Source organism: Pseudomonas sp. R3.Fl (assembly GCF_023516765.1).
In the GTDB taxonomy this organism is placed as follows: Bacteria; Pseudomonadota; Gammaproteobacteria; order Pseudomonadales; family Pseudomonadaceae; genus Pseudomonas; species Pseudomonas citronellolis.
This window is the reverse complement of sequence record NZ_JAMGSO010000001.1, coordinates 2954211-2970677: the sequence shown is the minus strand read 5'-3', so window position 1 is coordinate 2970677 and position 16467 is coordinate 2954211. Positions and strand designations below refer to the sequence as shown.

Annotated in this window: 15 protein-coding genes, 1 tRNA gene and 1 pseudogene; 8 read left to right on the top strand and 9 right to left on the bottom strand. The window is 64.4% G+C overall.

What is annotated here, in order from left to right:
• The first annotated feature begins 1 nt into the window (after position 1).
• The 3 genes and pseudogenes from M8R19_RS13075 to M8R19_RS13065 all read left to right on the top strand — a co-directional run.
• Positions 2-406 (top strand): type II toxin-antitoxin system HicB family antitoxin, encoded by a 405-nt coding sequence (locus M8R19_RS13075; protein ID WP_009615524.1) that lies wholly within the window; start codon positions 2-4, stop codon positions 404-406.
• A gap of 149 nt (positions 407-555) precedes the next feature.
• Positions 556-810 (top strand): type II toxin-antitoxin system Phd/YefM family antitoxin, encoded by a 255-nt coding sequence (locus tag M8R19_RS13070; protein ID WP_249917990.1) that lies wholly within the window; start codon positions 556-558, stop codon positions 808-810.
• A pseudogene (locus tag M8R19_RS13065) lies at positions 810-995 on the top strand (PIN domain-containing protein); the annotation flags it as partial. The gene M8R19_RS13070 and the pseudogene M8R19_RS13065, both read left to right, overlap by 1 nt.
• 362 nt (positions 996-1357) lie before the next feature.
• On the opposite strand, the gene M8R19_RS13055 reads toward M8R19_RS13065, so the two are convergent.
• Positions 1358-1972, bottom strand: a complete 615-nt coding sequence (locus tag M8R19_RS13055; RefSeq protein ID WP_249917989.1) for an SEN1982 family lipoprotein — start codon at positions 1970-1972, stop codon at positions 1358-1360.
• A gap of 387 nt (positions 1973-2359) precedes the next feature.
• Positions 2360-3544 carry a Fic family protein gene (locus tag M8R19_RS13050; RefSeq protein ID WP_249917988.1) on the bottom strand — a complete coding sequence of 395 codons (1185 nt, stop codon included), beginning with the start codon at positions 3542-3544 and terminating at the stop codon, positions 2360-2362.
• A 53-nt stretch (positions 3545-3597) separates the two neighbouring features.
• Between M8R19_RS13050 and M8R19_RS13045 the strand changes: the two genes are divergently transcribed.
• Both M8R19_RS13045 and M8R19_RS13040 read left to right on the top strand, forming a co-directional pair.
• Positions 3598-3825 (top strand): type II toxin-antitoxin system HicA family toxin, encoded by a 228-nt coding sequence (locus tag M8R19_RS13045; RefSeq protein ID WP_249917987.1) that lies wholly within the window; start codon positions 3598-3600, stop codon positions 3823-3825.
• Between the two features lie 28 nt (positions 3826-3853).
• A complete protein-coding gene (locus tag M8R19_RS13040; RefSeq protein WP_058073289.1) occupies positions 3854-4276 on the top strand; it encodes a helix-turn-helix domain-containing protein in 423 nt (140 codons plus the stop codon).
• A 24-nt stretch (positions 4277-4300) separates the two neighbouring features.
• Here M8R19_RS13040 and M8R19_RS13035 read toward each other — a convergent pair whose 3' ends face one another.
• The 6 genes from M8R19_RS13035 to rpsU form a co-directional block, all read right to left on the bottom strand.
• Entirely contained in the window at positions 4301-5071 is a 771-nt protein-coding gene (locus M8R19_RS13035) for a nuclease-related domain-containing protein (RefSeq protein WP_249917986.1), read from the bottom strand.
• Positions 5072-5248: 177 nt separating this feature from the next.
• Positions 5249-5325: transfer RNA gene (locus M8R19_RS13030), tRNA-Ile, on the bottom strand.
• A gap of 16 nt (positions 5326-5341) precedes the next feature.
• On the bottom strand, positions 5342-9076 hold the full coding sequence (locus M8R19_RS13025) for a bifunctional diguanylate cyclase/phosphodiesterase (protein WP_249917985.1): 3735 nt from the start codon (positions 9074-9076) through the stop codon (positions 5342-5344).
• A gap of 120 nt (positions 9077-9196) precedes the next feature.
• Entirely contained in the window at positions 9197-11047 is a 1851-nt protein-coding gene (rpoD, locus tag M8R19_RS13020; protein WP_249917984.1) for an RNA polymerase sigma factor RpoD, read from the bottom strand.
• A 78-nt stretch (positions 11048-11125) separates the two neighbouring features.
• Positions 11126-13144 carry a DNA primase gene (dnaG, locus tag M8R19_RS13015; protein WP_249917983.1) on the bottom strand — a complete coding sequence of 673 codons (2019 nt, stop codon included), beginning with the start codon at positions 13142-13144 and terminating at the stop codon, positions 11126-11128.
• Positions 13145-13333: 189 nt separating this feature from the next.
• Positions 13334-13549 (bottom strand): 30S ribosomal protein S21, encoded by a 216-nt coding sequence (rpsU, locus tag M8R19_RS13010; RefSeq protein ID WP_003085057.1) that lies wholly within the window; start codon positions 13547-13549, stop codon positions 13334-13336.
• A 203-nt stretch (positions 13550-13752) separates the two neighbouring features.
• Between rpsU and tsaD the strand changes: the two genes are divergently transcribed.
• Positions 13753-14778: a tRNA (adenosine(37)-N6)-threonylcarbamoyltransferase complex transferase subunit TsaD gene (gene tsaD / locus M8R19_RS13005; protein ID WP_116425450.1), complete on the top strand. Its 1026-nt coding sequence runs from the start codon at positions 13753-13755 to the stop codon at positions 14776-14778.
• A gap of 93 nt (positions 14779-14871) precedes the next feature.
• On the opposite strand, the gene plsY is transcribed toward tsaD, so the two are convergent.
• On the bottom strand, positions 14872-15441 hold the full coding sequence (gene plsY / locus M8R19_RS13000; RefSeq protein WP_074984348.1) for a glycerol-3-phosphate 1-O-acyltransferase PlsY: 570 nt from the start codon (positions 15439-15441) through the stop codon (positions 14872-14874).
• A gap of 82 nt (positions 15442-15523) precedes the next feature.
• Between plsY and folB the strand changes: the two genes are divergently transcribed.
• Complete coding sequence (gene folB / locus M8R19_RS12995; protein ID WP_043269307.1) at positions 15524-15877, top strand: dihydroneopterin aldolase; 354 nt, start codon at positions 15524-15526, stop codon at positions 15875-15877.
• Entirely contained in the window at positions 15868-16404 is a 537-nt protein-coding gene (gene folK / locus M8R19_RS12990) for a 2-amino-4-hydroxy-6-hydroxymethyldihydropteridine diphosphokinase (protein ID WP_249917982.1), read from the top strand. The genes folB and folK overlap by 10 nt, the downstream gene beginning before the upstream one ends.
• The last annotated feature ends 63 nt before the right edge of the window (positions 16405-16467 follow it).

The window sequence follows — 16467 nt, the reverse complement described above, 5'->3', positions numbered from 1 at the left end:
CATGAAATTCCCCGTGGTTCTGCACAAGGATGCCGACTCGGATTACGGCGTGACCATCCCTGACGTGCCTGGCTGCTTCTCCGCCGGCGGCACCGTCAGCCAGGCGCTGGAAAACGTCCAGGAAGCCCTGGCCCTGCACTTCGAAGGCCTGGTGGCCGACGGCGAGACGCTCCCTCAAGCCCAGGAGGTGGACACCCACATGGGCAACCCCGACTACGCCGGCGGTGTCTGGGCGGTGGTTGACTTCGACGTCACCCCCTACCTGGGCAAGGCCGTGCGCTTCAACGCCAGCCTCCCGGAAAACCTCCTGCAACGCATCGACGAACGCGTGAAGCGCGACCATCGCTACGCCTCTCGCTCCGGCTTCCTGGCTACCGCCGCGCTGCGTGAGCTGTCTTCGAACTGAACCAGACTCTGTGTAATCAAGCGGCTTTTCGCGGGGGAGCGAAAAGTGCATGGCAAGCCCTTCTGGGAGGATGAGCCGAATAATCAGATTATTCGGCTCATTTCATGAATCGATTGTGCGAGCTATCCAGAGATGCGGGAGGTACCGCCATGACCATCACGACCCTATCCAGTCGAGAACTTGACCAGGATGTTACCCGCGCAAAGAAGGCGGCCAAGCAAGGGCCGGTGTTCATCACGGATCGTGGCAAGCCCGCTCATGTGTTGTTGAGCATCGAGGAATACCAGCGGCTTACGAAGCAGCGTCGCAACATTGCCGATTCTCTGGCTATGCCGGACGTTGCGGACATCGAGTTTGAAGCACCACGTGTGACCATCGGCACCCAGCCGGCTGACTTCTCATGATGTTCGTTCTCGACACCAACGTGGTGTCCGAAGTGCGAAAGGTTCGGGCCGGCAAAGCTGACCCGAACGTTGCGGCATGGAGTGAAAGCGTCGATGCCGCCGAGCTTTTCGTGTCTGCCATCGCCATCATGGAACTGGAGCTCGGTGTTTTGCCGATTGAGCGAAAAGACGCCACCCAAGGGGCCTTTGGGGAATGTCGAGCACTCCCAGAACGGCTGCTCTGCTTTCGGGCCTGATTTCACCGTACTGATCACCAAGGCGCTGCCGCATCCGCTGCGCTGCGCGAACTGTCTTCGGGCTGAGCCTGAGGCTGCACAATCACGCGACTTTTCGTGGGGGATTCAGCGCTCTTCGCGGTCGTCCTGTCGCTTGTCTATCTGTACTTCCATCACCGTGGGGAGTCTGCTCGGGATCATGAAGAATGATTTGGTCGCGTCGCAAGCACCTCGCTACAGTCAGCGGTAAATGACAAAGCGGCGCTTCCAGAGTGGAGCGCCGCTTTATCTTTCCTGATGTCGTGGGTTGGTCCTGTGTACACCCTTCAGGGCTACAACAGCGCTTTATGCATCCATCCTTCGTTGGTCAGAACCAGAACGGCCTTGTCTGGAGTGTCGTTTTTGATCTTCTTGGCAAATTCGCCGTAGGCCGACTGCAGGCTCTCCGAATTGGCCCAGTCGGCGGGCTCCTTGACCTTATATCGGAAGTTTACCTGTGACATCTTTGCGCCCAATATGTCGCTCGGCTCGGTGAAGTTGTCGATTCCGACTACGGTGTATTTTCCTGTGCAAAAGCCGGCCTCAGCGAAAAAGCCGGTGGACTCTCCGGTAACGAGGTACTTCTTGCCCAGGTCGGTGACTTGGTACTCGCTGGCAGACTTCACTTTGCTCCAAGACTTCGGCTTGACATCGGCGGCGTGCTTGACCAGCAGCCCTGCCTCAACCAGGGCATCCGCTTGCTTGTTCTGTCGGTTCGGTTTGTCCGAGTTTTCTAGAGTGAACGGAAGTTTCCTGGTCGGAACCTCCACGCATAAGCCCTTCTGGGTGTCCAGATAGGCTTGGATGGCGTTTTCAAAGTTGCCCTCGTTTGCGTCTTTGGCGCTGCCGCACGCAGCAAGAGCCAGGGCCAGGCAGCTGAAGGCGGCAATTTTCAAGGTGGTGTGCAAACGCAATACCTCCATAGGTCAAGGAACTGTATGAGCGGCATCCTTTCAGGGGGCACCAGGGCGCCTCTGCTTCGAAGCAATTGAGTTCACTCTGTAAGGTGCGCCGCTGGTGAGCCAGGTTTCCGCACTTTGTGTACCTGACTCATGGCAGGGCAAACGCTACGTAGCTCTCTTGTAGGACGGCAATGTCAATTTCGAGTAGGGGGCTTCCTGGTTTTTTGGCAGTTGCTGACTCGCACGGATATTCGTGAAACCGCACGGTCTTGAATGACCGAAGCCAGTAAAGGGCAAGTTCGAGCGTGTATGGTGTGTAGATAGACCTGCCCTTGGTGTACGAACTCTTCCAGCTGAGCCAGACACTGTGCACTCAAACGGCTTTTAGGGGGATCAGGAGTCGTCGCGGCTGTCCTGTCGCTTGGCTGGCAGCAGGGGCGAGGCAGGCCAATTGATCTGGTACCGAGTGCTGCGCCCGCCGCCTGGCAGGCGGACCAGGCAACCCTTGTCGAGCAGGTCGCCCAGATGGCGGGTTGCGGTTGCCTTGGAAACCTTCGCTACAGCCTGGTACTGGGCGGCGCTGATGCCTTGCTCGAACCCGCCGCGTTCGCCCAGCAGGTCGCCATCGAGCAGGCGGTTGAGCACCTTCAGCTGTTCGGTTGAAAGCACCTGCTCGCGGTGCGCCTGCCAGAAACGCGCCTTGCCCAGAACCCGGTCGATACGTGCCAGCGCCTGCTCCAGGCTTTTCAGCAGGGTGGCCAGGAACCACTCCAGCCAGGCGGTGATATCGAGCGAAGCCTTCTGGCTGCTTTCCAGTATCCGGTAGTAGCCGCGTCGATCCTCGAGAATGCTGGAGGACATGGCATAGAAGCGGATGGCCTGCTGCTCGCCCTGAGCCAGGGCCAGGTCGGTGATGGCGCGAGTCAGCCGCCCATTACCATCATCGAAGGGATGTAGGGTCACGAACCAGAAGTGCGCGATGCCGGCTCGCAGCAGTGGGTCCAAAGCAACATCGGCACGGCTGCTGGCGAACCAGTCGAGAAAGGCCTGAAGCTGTACTTCCAGCCCCGCGCGTGGCGGTGCCTCGAAATGCACCGTGGGCCGATCGAGCCGGCCGGAGACCACCTGCATTGGCTCATCGCCCCGCAGATCGCCGACGTGGATTCGGGCGTGTGGAGACGTATCGCTCATTGGGAAAAGCAGGCGGTGCCAGTGCAGCAGGCGTTCCAGCGTCAGTGGCTGAGCATGGCCGCGCGTGGCATCCAGCATCAGTTCGGCCAGGCCCTCGGAGCGCGGCGTACTGCGCCCGCCATTCTCCAGGCCCAGCCGCCGCGCCAGGGAGGAGCGCACCGACTCGACATTCAGCTGCTCGCCTTCGATGGCGGAACTGGTGACGATATTCTGCAGCAATGCATCCAGCGCATTCTCCGCATCACTGCCGGCATCGATCGTCCCAGCCATGCCCAGCAGACGCCCCTGGGCCTGGGCGCAACTGCGTAGTAGCGGGGCAAGACGCTCGGCCTGCCAGCGGAAATCCGGCCAGTCAGGCTGCTGCCAGATCCAGAGGGGCTCGTTCATGGCAAGTCATCCAAGGGCGGGGAGCCGAATAAATGGATTATTCGGCTCATTGAATGAGCCGATTGTGCGAGCTATTCGGCTCAGCGTCCAGTCAGGTGATGTCCTCCTGGTTGTTCATCTTGCTCCGCATGCCTCATTCGGTGCTGTCGGAGGCTGATAGTTTTGCCCGTACGGTGGTTTACTTCGGCGACAACCAGACGATCTTCCCGGACCACGGTGCCAAGGAAATGGGCGAAGGGCTGAGGAAGAAAATAATCAAAGACTTGGGGCTCAAGGATTGAGGTCCGGCCCTGCTAGAGGTGTCGAGCTATGTTTGACTATCCCGTGACCGTGCATCATGAGGCGGGCAGCGTGTGGGTCAGCTGTGATGACGTGCCCGAGTTGGCCAGTGCAGGGGATACGGAAGAGGAAGCGCTGCTGGATGCCATCGATGGCCTTGAGACGGCCCTGTCGATGTATGTGGAGCGCAAAGTACCGATTCCGCTTCCCTCGCGAGCTGCGCCAGGCCAGCCAGTGGTGTGCTTGCCTGCGCTTACTGCAGCTAAGGCTGCCCTCTGGAATGCCATGCAGGCACAGGGCGTGAACAAGGCCGAAATGGCTCGCCGGCTGGGGGTGAACCGTCCTCAGGTGGACCGCTTGGTGGATCTGCTGCACCGCTCGAAGATCGAGCAGGTAGAGCACGCGCTGGCGGTACTGGGCCAGCGGATTGCGCTGACAGTTATTGCGGCCTGATGGCGCAGGTTCCTGGCCCATCTCTCAAAGATTCTGCATCGTCCGGCACTTGGGAAAAGTCGAGCAGCCCCAGAACTGCTGCCCTGCTTTCGGGCCTGATTTCACCGTACGGATCACCAAGGCGCTGCCGCATTTGGGGCATTGCCGCTCTGCCGTTGGGTCACTGCGCCGCTTGAGGTTCTGCACGTGCTCGCGGTGGGTGGCGTATGTCGGCGTGCGGCGCCCTGTTTGCAGGGCATTCAGCATGGTTTCGACTTCGGTCGTACTGAACACCGGTTGCCGGAATGACTTGATGTAGCGGATAAAACCGATGCCCTGGGTGACGTTGGCTGGCAGTTCGGTTTTGAAAGTGCTGCCGCCGACGAAGGTGATGACCGAATGCAGGTGCTCGGGGTTGACGCCAAGGGTGGCTTCCAGGGCCTTGAGGTGTTTGTAGTTCTGCCGCAGCGGGTTCTGGAATTTGAAGGTGCGTTTGTAGATCTTCTGCGTCCACTGCGCCTGCTTCTCGTTGCCGAAGATCCATCCGCTCATGTTCTTCGTTTCCAGCACGAAGATGCCGTAGGGCGAGAGGAACACGTGGTCGATCTGGGTGGTGCCGTCTGGCGTGCTCAGGGTGACATTGTGCAGGCGGCGGTAGGTCTGCTTGTCCAACTGCCAGTGGGCAAACAGCCGCACCAGAAGCTCGCCGATGTGGCCCTTGGCCCACGGCGATTTGAGCAGGCCAATCAGCAGTATCAGCGGGATGAACCAGGCGGCAGTGCCCCAGACCTGAGCGATGATGGGGGTGAAGTCCATTTCTTGACCTTCGGCGATCCTTTGATTGTGCGGATCTTACCGAAAGTAAGCGCGAAGGACTTCACGGGCACGCTGGCGTAACGGCGCTGTACCGTTTTCGTACCTTGGGACCAAAGCGCTGATCTAGATACTACGGCTGTAGAAAGCGCAAAGCCGCGCAATGCGCGGCTTTGAAGGTGGTGGGCCCACACGGACTCGAACCGTGGACCAAAGGATTATGAGTCCTCTGCTCTAACCGACTGAGCTATAGGCCCCCAGAAGGCCGGCGGATTATACCGGCGTCCCTTGCGCGGTGCCAATCGGATGCAGCGGGGTGAGGAAGCGGGCTGCGAATTGTTCGGCAGGCAGGGGCGGGCTGAGGGCATAGCCCTGGACCTGGTCGCAGCCTTCTTCGGCGAGGAAGCGTTCCTGTTCTTCGCGTTCCACGCCCTCGGCGATGATGGTCAGGTTCATGCTGCGGCCCAGGGCGATGATGGCGCGGGCGATAGCGGCGTCGTGCGGGTCGTCCGGCAGGCCGTGGACGAAGGACTGGTCGATCTTGAGGATGTCCAGCGGCAACTGCTTGAGGTAGCTGAGCGAGGAGTAGCCGGTGCCGAAGTCGTCGATGGCCAGTTGTACGCCCAGGCGTTTCAGGGCGTGCAGGGTGGTCAGGGCCTCGTCGGTCTGGTGCATCAGGAAGTTCTCGGTGATCTCCAGTTGCAGCCTGGGGGCGTGCAGGTTGTAGCGCTGCAGCAGCTCGCGCACCTGATCGACCACGTCGTGCTGGTACAACTGGGCGCCGGCGAGGTTCACCGACAGCGGGCCGAAGGCGGCGTGGCTCTGTTGCCAGCGGCTCATCTGCCGGCAGGCTTCTTCCAGCACCCAGGTGCCCAGGGGCAGGATCAGCCCGGTTTCCTCGGCCAGGGGGATGAAGCGGTCTGGCGGGATGGCGCCGTATTTGGGGTGGCTCCAGCGGATCAGCGCCTCGGCGCCGACCAGCGCGCCGGTGTCCAGGGCCTGCTTGGGCTGGTAGTACAGCTGCAGCTGGTGGGTTTCCAGGGCGCGGCGCAGTTCGTGTTCCAGGGCCACGCGTTCGTTGGCCTGGAAGGTCAGCTCGCGGGTGTAGAACTCGACGCGGTTGCGGCCTTGGGCCTTGGCCCGGTACATGGCGGCGTCGGCGTTCTTCACCAGGGTGGCGACGTCCTTGCCGTCCACCGGGAACAGGCTGATGCCGATGCTGGCGCTGACGAAGAATTCCTTGTCGTCGGCGACGAAGGCGTGGCTGAAGCAGTTCAGCAGTTTCTTCGCCACGTGTTCGGCATCGGCGCTCTGGTGCAGGCCGGGCAGCAGGATGATGAATTCGTCGCCGCCCTGGCGTGCGACGGTGTCGATATCGCGCAGTTGTTCGCGCAGGCGCCGGGCGATGGATTTCAGCAGTTGGTCGCCGACCGGGTGGCCGAGGCTGTCGTTGATGTGCTTGAAGCGGTCCAGGTCGAGGAACAGCACGGCGCCCAGCTGCTGTTCTTCCTGGCTTTCCTTCAGGGCGGAGGTCAGGCGCGATTCGAACAGCAGGCGGTTGGGCAGGCCGGTGAGCGGGTCGTGGTGGGCCTGGTAGTCGAGGCGGGCCTGGGCGTACTTGAGCGTGGAGATGTCGGCGAAGACGCCGACGAAGTGGCTGGTTTCGCCGTTGTTGCCCCGCACGGCGCTGATGGTCAGCCACTCCGGGTAGAGTTCGCCGCTCTTGCGCCGGTTCCAGATTTCGCCCTGCCAATGGCCTTCGGCGTTGAGGTGGTGCCACATGGCGACGTAGAAGCTGCTGTCGTGCTGCCCCGAGGCCAGCAGGCGCGGTGACTGGCCCAGCACTTCGTCCTCGCCGTAGCCGGTGATTTCGCTGAAGGCGCGGTTGACTGCGATCATGCGCTGGCTGGCGTCGGTGATCATCACGCCTTCGGCGGTGCTTTCGAACACGGTGGCGGCCAGGGTGAGCTTTTCCTGCATCTGCTGGCGTTCGGTGATGTCGCGGGCGATGGTCAGCAGGCAGTCTTCGCCGCTGATGACGATGTGGTGCGCCGAGAGTTCGCAGAGCCGGGCGGCGCCTTCGCGGGTGCGGATGAAGGCGGTGAAATCCTGCACCGTCGAGCGTTCGTGGATCATCTGCAGCAGGCGCTCGCGGTCCTGCGGGTCGGCCCACAGGCCCAGTTCCAGGGTCGAGCGCTCGCTGGCGCTCTCGCGGCCGTAGCCGGTGATGCGGGTGAAGCCTTCGTTGGCCTCCAGCAGCAGGCCGTCGCGGATGCGGGTGATGAGCATGCCGTCGGGGGAGGCGTGGAAGGCCTTGGCGAATTTTTCCTCGGAGGCGCGCAGTTGCTCCTGGGTCTGCTTGAGCTGGGAGATGTTGCGCGCCACCACCACCAGGGCGGGCGTGTCGTCCAGGGCCACGCGCTGGGCCGAGAGCAGGGCGGTGAAGCGGCTGCCGTCGCGGCGATGCAGGCTGATCTCGATGTTGTTGAGGTTCTCGCCCTGCAGGCGTTCGAGCATGCGCGGGCCCATGCCCGGCTCGCTCCAGATGTTCAGCTCGGTGGCGGTCTTGCCCAGGGCTTCGCTGGCGGGGATGCCGACCTGTTGTTCGAAGGTGCTGTTCACCGCCAGCAGGCGCCCGTCGATGCGCCGGGCGAGGACGATGATGTCCGGGCAGTGGTGGAACACCGAGGCGAATTTCTGCTCGGACAGGCGTAGGGCCTGCTCGGTGCGCTTGGCCTCGGTGATGTCGATCATCAGGCCGCGCAGGATGAGTTCGTCGCCGTGGCGGATGAGGGTGACGATGTCGCGTATCCACACCACGCGGCCGTCGGCGGCGAGCATCCGGTAGTCCAGGCTGTGGTTGCGCCCGGCGCGGCTCTCGGAGAAGCAGAAGCTCACCGCCTGTTCGGCGTCGGCCGGGTGCAGGGTGCGCTGCCAGAACCCCGGCTGCAGCCATTCGTGCTGCGGGTAGCCCAGCAGTTCCTGGGCGTGGGGCGAGACGTAGGTGAAGCGGTTTTCCGACAGGCGCATTTCCCAGGCGATGGCGGCCATGCTCTCGACCAGGCCGCGGAAGTGCTGCTCGCTGTCGCGCAGGGCCTGTTCGAGCCTCACCCGCCGCGCCACTTCGCCGCGCAGGCGGCGGTTCATCGCTACCAGGGTGGCGACGATCGCCAGGCTCACCAGCAGGGCCGGCAGGCCGATGGTCAGCAGGTGGTGCGACCAGGCCGGGCGGTTGTCCAGCAGGCCGCCGACCCAGGGTGTCTGCAGGGCTTCGACTTCGTCGCTGGTGAGTTCGGCGAAGAGTTTGTCGAGGATACCGGCGAGCATCGCGTCGCTGCGCGGCACCGCCATGGCCAACTGGTAGCGATAGGGCGTCTCGCCGCTGATCTGGATGCCTTCGAGCTTGAGCTGGCGCAGGCTCCAGACGCTGGAGGCGAAGTCGCCGACGAAGGCGTCGACCTGCCCGGTGGCCAGGGCCTGCAGGGCCGCCGCGACGCTGGGCAGGGGCAGCAGGTTGAGGTCCGGGTGCTTGGCGATCAGCAGTTCATGGGGCGCGTAGTGGTCGACCACGCCGACCTTCAGGCCGTACAGCGCCCGCAGGTTTTCCGGGTTGGGGCCATCCTTGCGGGCGAGGATGACGATGGGGAAGTCCAGGTAGGGGCGGGTGAAGGTCAGGTATTCGCTGCGTTCGGGCGTGGCCATGATGCCCGGTAGCAGGTCGACCTGGCCGTTGCGCGCCTGTTGCAGGACTTCGTTCCAGCTGCTCGGTTCGCTGGGCTGCATGCCGACCTGCAGGCGGTCGCTGATCAGTTGCACGTAGCTGGCGGCGAGCCCCTGGTAGCGGCCCTGGTCGTCACGGAACTCGAAGGGCGGCCAGGAGGCGTCCACGCCCAGGCGCAGCTGCGGATGCTGGCGCAGCCAGGTCTGTTCTTCCGGCGTGAGGGTGAGTGCCTGCGCCTGGAGGACCCAGCATGCCAAGCACAACAGAAGAGCCTGCAGACGCGGCATGGAGAGCCTCGGACCCGGGGAGTGGATATGCCGAAGTGTAGTCGGGCCCCGGCCGCTCCAGTAGCCCCCTGCCAGTATCCCTGAAAGAAAAACCCCCGGGCTGTGCCGGGGGTTCTTCGATCACTCGTCGAGGAAGGAGCGCAGGTGCTCGCTTCGCGACGGGTGGCGCAGCTTGCGCAGCGCCTTGGCTTCGATCTGGCGGATACGCTCGCGGGTCACATCGAACTGCTTGCCGACTTCCTCGAGGGTGTGGTCGGTGTTCATGTCGATGCCGAAGCGCATGCGCAGCACCTTGGCTTCCCGGGCGGTGAGGCCGGCGAGGACTTCGCGGGTGGCTTCCTTGAGGCTCTCGCTGGTCGCCACTTCGATGGGCGACTGCATGGTGGAGTCCTCGATGAAGTCGCCCAGGTGCGAGTCTTCGTCGTCACCGATCGGGGTTTCCATGGAGATCGGTTCCTTGGCGATCTTCAGGACCTTGCGGATCTTGTCTTCCGGCATGTCCATGCGTTCGCCCAGCTCTTCCGGGGTCGGTTCGCGGCCCATTTCCTGCAGCATCTGGCGGGAAATGCGGTTGAGCTTGTTGATGGTCTCGATCATGTGCACCGGGATACGGATGGTGCGCGCCTGGTCGGCGATCGAGCGGGTGATCGCCTGGCGGATCCACCAGGTGGCGTAGGTCGAGAACTTGTAGCCGCGGCGGTATTCGAACTTGTCCACCGCCTTCATCAGGCCGATGTTGCCTTCCTGGATCAGGTCGAGGAACTGCAGGCCGCGGTTGGTGTACTTCTTGGCGATGGAGATCACCAGACGCAGGTTCGCCTCGACCATTTCCTTCTTGGCGCGGCGGGCCTTGGCCTCGCCGATGGACATGGCGCGGTTGACGTCCTTGATTTCCGAGACCTTGAGGTCGACGTTGCTTTCCAGCGCGGACAGCTTCTGCTGGTTGCGGACGACGTCGTCCTTCACGCGCTCCAGGGCTTCGGCGTACTTCGGCTTGGCCTTGAGCACGCTGTCGACCCAGGCTTCGTCGGTTTCCCGGCCGGGGAACAGGCGCAGGAAATCGGCGCGCGGCATGCGGGCGTCACGCACGCACAGTTGCATGATGGTGCGTTCCTGGCGGCGCACCTGGTCCAGGGCGTCGCGCACGCGGGTGACCAGGGCGTCGAACTGCTTGGGCACCAGCTTGATCGGCATGAACAGTTCAGCCAGGGCGAGCATTTCCGCATCGGCCTGCTTGCTGCCGCGGCCGTGCTTCTTCAGCGCCTTCTTGGTCTTGTCCAACTGGTCGGCGACCAGGCCGAAGCGGCGCGCGGCCTCTTCCGGGTCCGGACCGCCGTCGCCTTCGTCTTCGCTGTCGTCGTCGGACTCCTCGTCCTCTTCCTCGTCATCCTTGGCCTTGGCGTCGCCGCCCTTGTCCTTGAGGTCGAGTTCGACTTCCTCGGCGGGAACCGAGCCGTCGTCCGGGTCGATGTAGCCGCTGAGGATGTCGGACAGGCGGCCGCCTTCGCTGACCACCCGCTGGTATTCGTCGAGGATGCCGTCCACCGCGCCAGGGAACTGGGCGATGGCGCTCATGACTTCGCGGATGCCTTCCTCGATGCGTTTGGCGATTTCGATCTCGCCTTCGCGGGTCAGCAGTTCCACGGTGCCCATTTCGCGCATGTACATGCGCACCGGGTCGGTGGTGCGGCCGACGTCGCTCTCCACCGCGGCCAGGGCGGCGGCGGCCTCTTCGGCTGCGGCTTCGTCGGTATCGGTTTCGGCCAGCAACAGGGCATCCGCATCCGGGGCTGTCTCGAATACGTTGATCCCCATGTCGTTGATCATGCGGATGATGTCTTCCACCTGTTCCGGATCGGAAATATCCTCCGGCAGGTGGTCGTTGACCTCCGCGTAAGTCAGGTAGCCCTGCTCACGACCACGGCTGATCAACTCTTTGAGACGAGATTGCTGTTGCGCTTTTCCGGACATAACACCCTATCCACTGAAGGTCTTGGCGGGCTGAAATAAGCCGAGGATTATACCAGATTCGAGGCTTCAGGCGCCAGTTCAGCTCTGGAGGCCTGGTGAAGAGGCATTGCTGAAGTGTTCCCTCAATAGAGCTTTCTCTTCGTCAGTCAGTTCACTGGGGCTCTTCTGCATCACGCTGCGCAGCCGCGCCTCGCGGCTGTTGTGCAGCTGACTGTGTGCAAGTGTAGTAATGGTGTCGCAGAACTGCTTTTCAAGATTGCCCTGGTCGATCAGCCATTCCTTTTCCGCCAGGGCCTGCAGCAGGCGTCCTTGCGGGGTGCCGTGCCAGCGCGCGATCAGTTGCATCGAGCGCTGCTTCGGGTTCTTCTGCAGCGCTTCGACGAGCGCCGCCAGCAGCTGCGAGTAGGTCTGCCCTTCGTTGGCGAAATGGCTGGCGTCCTCGACCTTCTGCGCCAGCTGCGGGTGGTGCAGCAGGGTGCGCAGCGCGGTCAGGGTGGGCGATTCGACGCTGATCTCGGTGCGCGGCTGGCGTGGGGCGAAGTCGCCGCGCTTGCCGCCCTTGCCACCTTTGCCGTCCCATTTGCGCTCGCCCTTCCAGGGCTTCTTGCCCGCTTTGCCGCCAGCGAAATCCGACGGCGCCTCGAAATAGCTGGCGCTGTCCTGGTAGCTGGGCTCGCCGTGATCGGCGAAGTGGCCTACATCGTAGTCGCTGTATTCATGCGCGTGGCTGTCCGGGGCGTTGCTTTGCGTGGCCTGGCTGTGCCCTTGGGCATGGCTTTGGCCGCTGCTTGAGCGCGGCGCGTTCAGCTGGTTCAGCGCCTCGCCGCTCAGCCCGGTGAGCTGGCCCAGGCGCTGGCGCATCAGCAGGCGCAGGGTGTTGCCGGGGATCTTCTCCAGCAGCGGGCCGGCCAGGGTCGCCAGGTGCGCCTTGCCTTCCAGGGTGCTGGGGTCGGCTTCCTGCATCAGCTGCTGGAAGAAGTAGTCGGCCAGCGGCTGGGCCTGGTGGGCCAGGCGCGCGCGGAAGGCGTCGGGGCCTTCGGCGCGGACCAGGCTGTCCGGGTCCTCGCCCTCGGGGAGGAACAGGAAGCGGATCTTGCGGCCGTCCTGCAGGTTCGACAGGGCCGATTCCAGTGCGCGCCAGGCGGCCTTGCGCCCGGCCTGGTCGCCGTCGAAGCAGAACAGGATGTTCGGCACCAGGCGGAACAGGCGCTTGATGTGTTCCTCGCTGGTGGCGGTGCCGAGGGTGGCCACGGCGTTGCGGATGCCCTGCTGCGCCAGGGCGATCACGTCCATGTAGCCCTCGACCACCATGATTTCGTCGAGGTCGCGGTTGTTCTTGCGCGCCTCGAACAGCCCGTAGAGTTCCTGGCCCTTGTGGAACACCGGGGTTTCCGGGGAGTTCAGGTACTTGGGCTTGTCGTCGCCCAGCACCCGGCCGCCGAAGGCGATCACCCGCCCGCGGCTGTCGCGGATGGGGAAGATCACCCGGTCGCGGAAGCGGTCGTAGCGCTTGCCGCTGTCGGGGTTCTCCACCAGCAGGCCGGCGTCGAGCATGGCCTTGAGCTGCAGGTTGTCGCCGCCCAGGTGCTTGAGCAGGTTGTCCCAGCCCGGCGGGGCGAAGCCCAGGCCGAAGTCACGGGCGATCTCGCCGGTCAGGCCGCGGCCCTTGAGGTATTCCACCGCGGCCTTGCGCGCCGGGTGGCTCTTCAGCGCCTGGCGATAGTAGTCGGCGGCAGCGCTCAGCAGCGGGTACAGCGGCGAGTCGGTCGGCTGCCGCGGCTTGCCGCGCCGGCCTTCCTCGCGGGGGATGTCCATGCCGGCGCGTTTGGCCAGGTCCTCGACGGCCTGGACGAAGTCCAGGTTGTCGTGGTCCATGATGAAGCCCAACGCGTTGCCACCGGCGCCGCAGCCGAAGCAGTAGTAGAACTGCTTGTCGGGGCTGACGGTGAAGGAGGGCGTCTTCTCCTTGTGGAACGGGCAGCAGGCGCTGTAGTTCTTGCCGGTCTTCTTCAGCTGGATGCGCGAACTCACCACATCGAGGATGTCGGTGCGGTTGAGCAGGTCATCGATGAAGGATTGCGGAATCAGGCCGGCCATAGACTCGTCGGGACGCAGGATGGACCCAGGCATACACCCAAGGCTGGCTTGGAGTATGGCATTTCATGGGGCGTGAAAAGCAAAAAACTCCGAGCTTCGCCAGGTGCGAATCGGAGTGCGGTGTAACTTTTCAGGCACTCGCCCGGCGAGTGGGCCGGGCGATGTGCAGAGCGTGCGGCTGAGTCGAACTCAGTACAGACGCTCGCGGCGGCGCTGTTCGCGCTGCACTTTCTTGGCGTGACGCTTGACAGCGGCAGCGGCCTTGCGCTTGCGCTCGGCGGTGGGCTTCTCGTAGAACTCGCGGCTACGGACTTCAGCCAGTACACCGGCTTTTTCGCAGGAGCGCTTGAAACGACGCAGGGCTACGTCGAAGGGTTCGTTCTCTTTAACTTTGACGGCGGGCATCCAGGTCGTACCTTCAATGATTACCGGGGATTTATCGCGCTCCTGGCAGTAGGCACTGGAGACGGCGGTTTTCAAGGGTTGCGGATATTAACGGTTCGGGCTCAGGAATGCAAAGCCTCCGATCGAAAAACGCTGGTCGGTACCCGCAGCGGGCGATTATCATGCGCCGCTTCCCATTTGCCCAGAGTTGAAGGCTCGAACCCATGCGTGTGCTGGGGTTGGAAACCTCCTGCGACGAAACCGGCGTCGCCCTCTACGACAGCGAACACGGCCTGCTGGCCGACGCGCTGTTCAGTCAGATCGATCTGCATCGCGTCTACGGCGGGGTCGTGCCCGAGCTGGCCTCGCGCGACCACGTCAAGCGCATGCTGCCGCTCATCCGCCAGGTGCTCGACGAGGCCGGCTGCCAGCCGGAGCAGATCGACGCCATCGCCTACACCGCCGGCCCCGGCCTGGTGGGCGCGCTGCTGGTCGGCGCCTCCTGCGCCCAGGCCCTGGCGTTCGCCTGGGGCATACCGGCGGTCGGCGTGCACCACATGGAAGGCCACCTGCTGGCGCCCATGCTGGAAGAGCAGCCGCCGCAGTTCCCGTTCGTCGCCCTGCTGGTCTCCGGCGGCCACACCCAGTTGGTGCGGGTGGATGGCATCGGCCGCTACCAGCTGCTCGGCGAGTCCCTGGACGACGCCGCCGGCGAGGCCTTCGACAAGACCGCCAAGCTGCTCGGCCTGGGCTACCCCGGTGGCCCGGAGATCGCCCGCCTGGCGGAAAAAGGCACGCCGGGGCGCTTTGTCTTCCCGCGGCCGATGACCGATCGTCCGGGCCTGGACTTCAGCTTCAGCGGCCTGAAGACCTTCGCCCTGAACACCTGGCAGCGTTGCCGGGAGGCGGGCGACGACGGCGAGCAGACGCGCTGCGACATCGCCCTGGCGTTCCAACAGGCGGTGGTCGAGACGCTGACCATCAAGTGCCGCCGCGCCCTCAAGCAGACCGGCCTGAAGAACCTGGTGATCGCCGGCGGGGTGAGCGCCAACCGCGCCCTGCGCGAGCACCTGCAGAAGATGCTCGGCGAACTCCGCGGCCAGGTGTTCTATGCCCGTCCGCGGTTCTGCACCGACAACGGCGCGATGATCGCCTACGCCGGCTGCCAGCGCCTGCTGGCCGGCCAGCACGACGGCCCGGCGATCGACGTGCGCGCGCGCTGGCCGATGGAGTCGCTGCCGGCGGTATAAAAAGATGGCTGCAAGCGACAGGCGGCAAGCTGCCAGCGGCGTGCCGCCACTTTTCGCTTGCAGCTTGTCGCTGGTGGCTTGAAGCTCCCTGTCCTAGAAATGTCGCTCGCGCCCGGCCACGAGATCGCGCAGGTTGCCGCGGTGGCGCCAGACGATGAGCCCGGTGAGCAGTGTCATCGGCAGCAGCGCCGCCGGCAGTTGCCAGGCCAGCAGCGGCAGGGTGAGCGGGGTGGCGACCAGCGAGGCGAGCGAACTGGTGCGCGAGAGCTTGAAGGTGAGCAGCCAGGCCACCGCGGCGAGCAGCGCGGCCGGCGGGTAGAGCGCCAGGAGCATGCCGGCGGCGGTGGCCACGCCCTTGCCGCCACGGAAGTTGAAGTACAGCGGGTAGAGGTGGCCGATCACCGCCGCCACGCCGACCCAGGCCTCCTGCATCGCGCCCAGGCCGAACAGGCGGGCGACGAGCACCGGCACCAGGCCCTTGGCCAGGTCGCCGACGAGGGTGAGGATGGCGGCCTTCTTCCCGGCCAGGCGCAGCATGTTGGTGGCGCCGGGGTTGCCGGAGCCGCCGGCGCGCGGGTCGGCGGTGCCGAAGAGGCGACTGAGGAGTACCGCGAAGGACAGCGAGCCGAGCAGGTAGGCGAGGATCGCCAAGAGCCAGACCATGGTTTCCACCGGGGACGAGACTGTCCCCGATTCTAGCGGGGTGGCGTACGCTTGTCGTGCACTGGCCTTGGAGCAGCAGTAAGTGGACAAAGTTTTTATCGAGGGCCTGGAAGTGGACACCGTGATCGGCGTCTACGACTGGGAGCGGGGGATACGCCAGTGCCTGCGTCTGGACCTGGACCTGGGCTGGGACATCCGCCCGGCGGCGGCCGACGACGACATCGCCAAGGCGCTGGACTACGCGGTGCTCTCCGAGCGCATCGGCGAGTTCGCCCGTGACGCGCACTTCCAACTGGTGGAAACCTTCGCCGAGCGCCTGGCCGCGCTGCTGATGGGCGAATTCGGCATCCGCTGGCTGCGCCTGCGGGTGACCAAGCCGGGTGCGGTTGCCGCTGCTGCCGGCGTTGGCGTGGAGATCGAACGCGGATGCCGCTGACCACCGTTTTCCTCGGCCTGGGGAGCAATGTCGAGCGCGAGCGTCATCTGCACGCCGGGCTTGAGGCGCTTACCGGCTTCGTCCGCAACCTGCGCTGCTCGCCGGTGTTCGAAAGCGAGCCGGTGGGCATCCGCAGCGGCCCCTTCATCAATCTGGTGGTGACCGGCGAGACCGAGCTGCCGCTGGCCGAGCTGAGCCTGCGGCTCAAGCACATCGAGGCCGACAACGGCCGCTACGCGCCGGAGCGCAAGGGCCTGCCGCTGGATATCGACGTGCTGCTCTACGGCGACCTGCACGGCGAGTTCGACGGCCTGGTGCTGCCGCGCGCCGAGGTGCTGAAGAACGCCTTCGTGCTCTGGCCGCTGGCGCTGCTGGCGCCGGATGTGCGTCATCCGGGCGCCGGGCGTGATTTCGCCAGCCTTTGGGCCGAGGCGGACATCGACCAGCGCCTGTGGCCGGTGCCCTTCCAGTGGCGCGGCGCCGAGCTGACGCCGGCGGAATTGATCGCGGCGCACCCGGCGGCCTGATCCCGTCTGCCTTTCGTAGGAGCGAGCTTGCTCGCGAACCCGCATTCCCTCGTTCACGGAGGA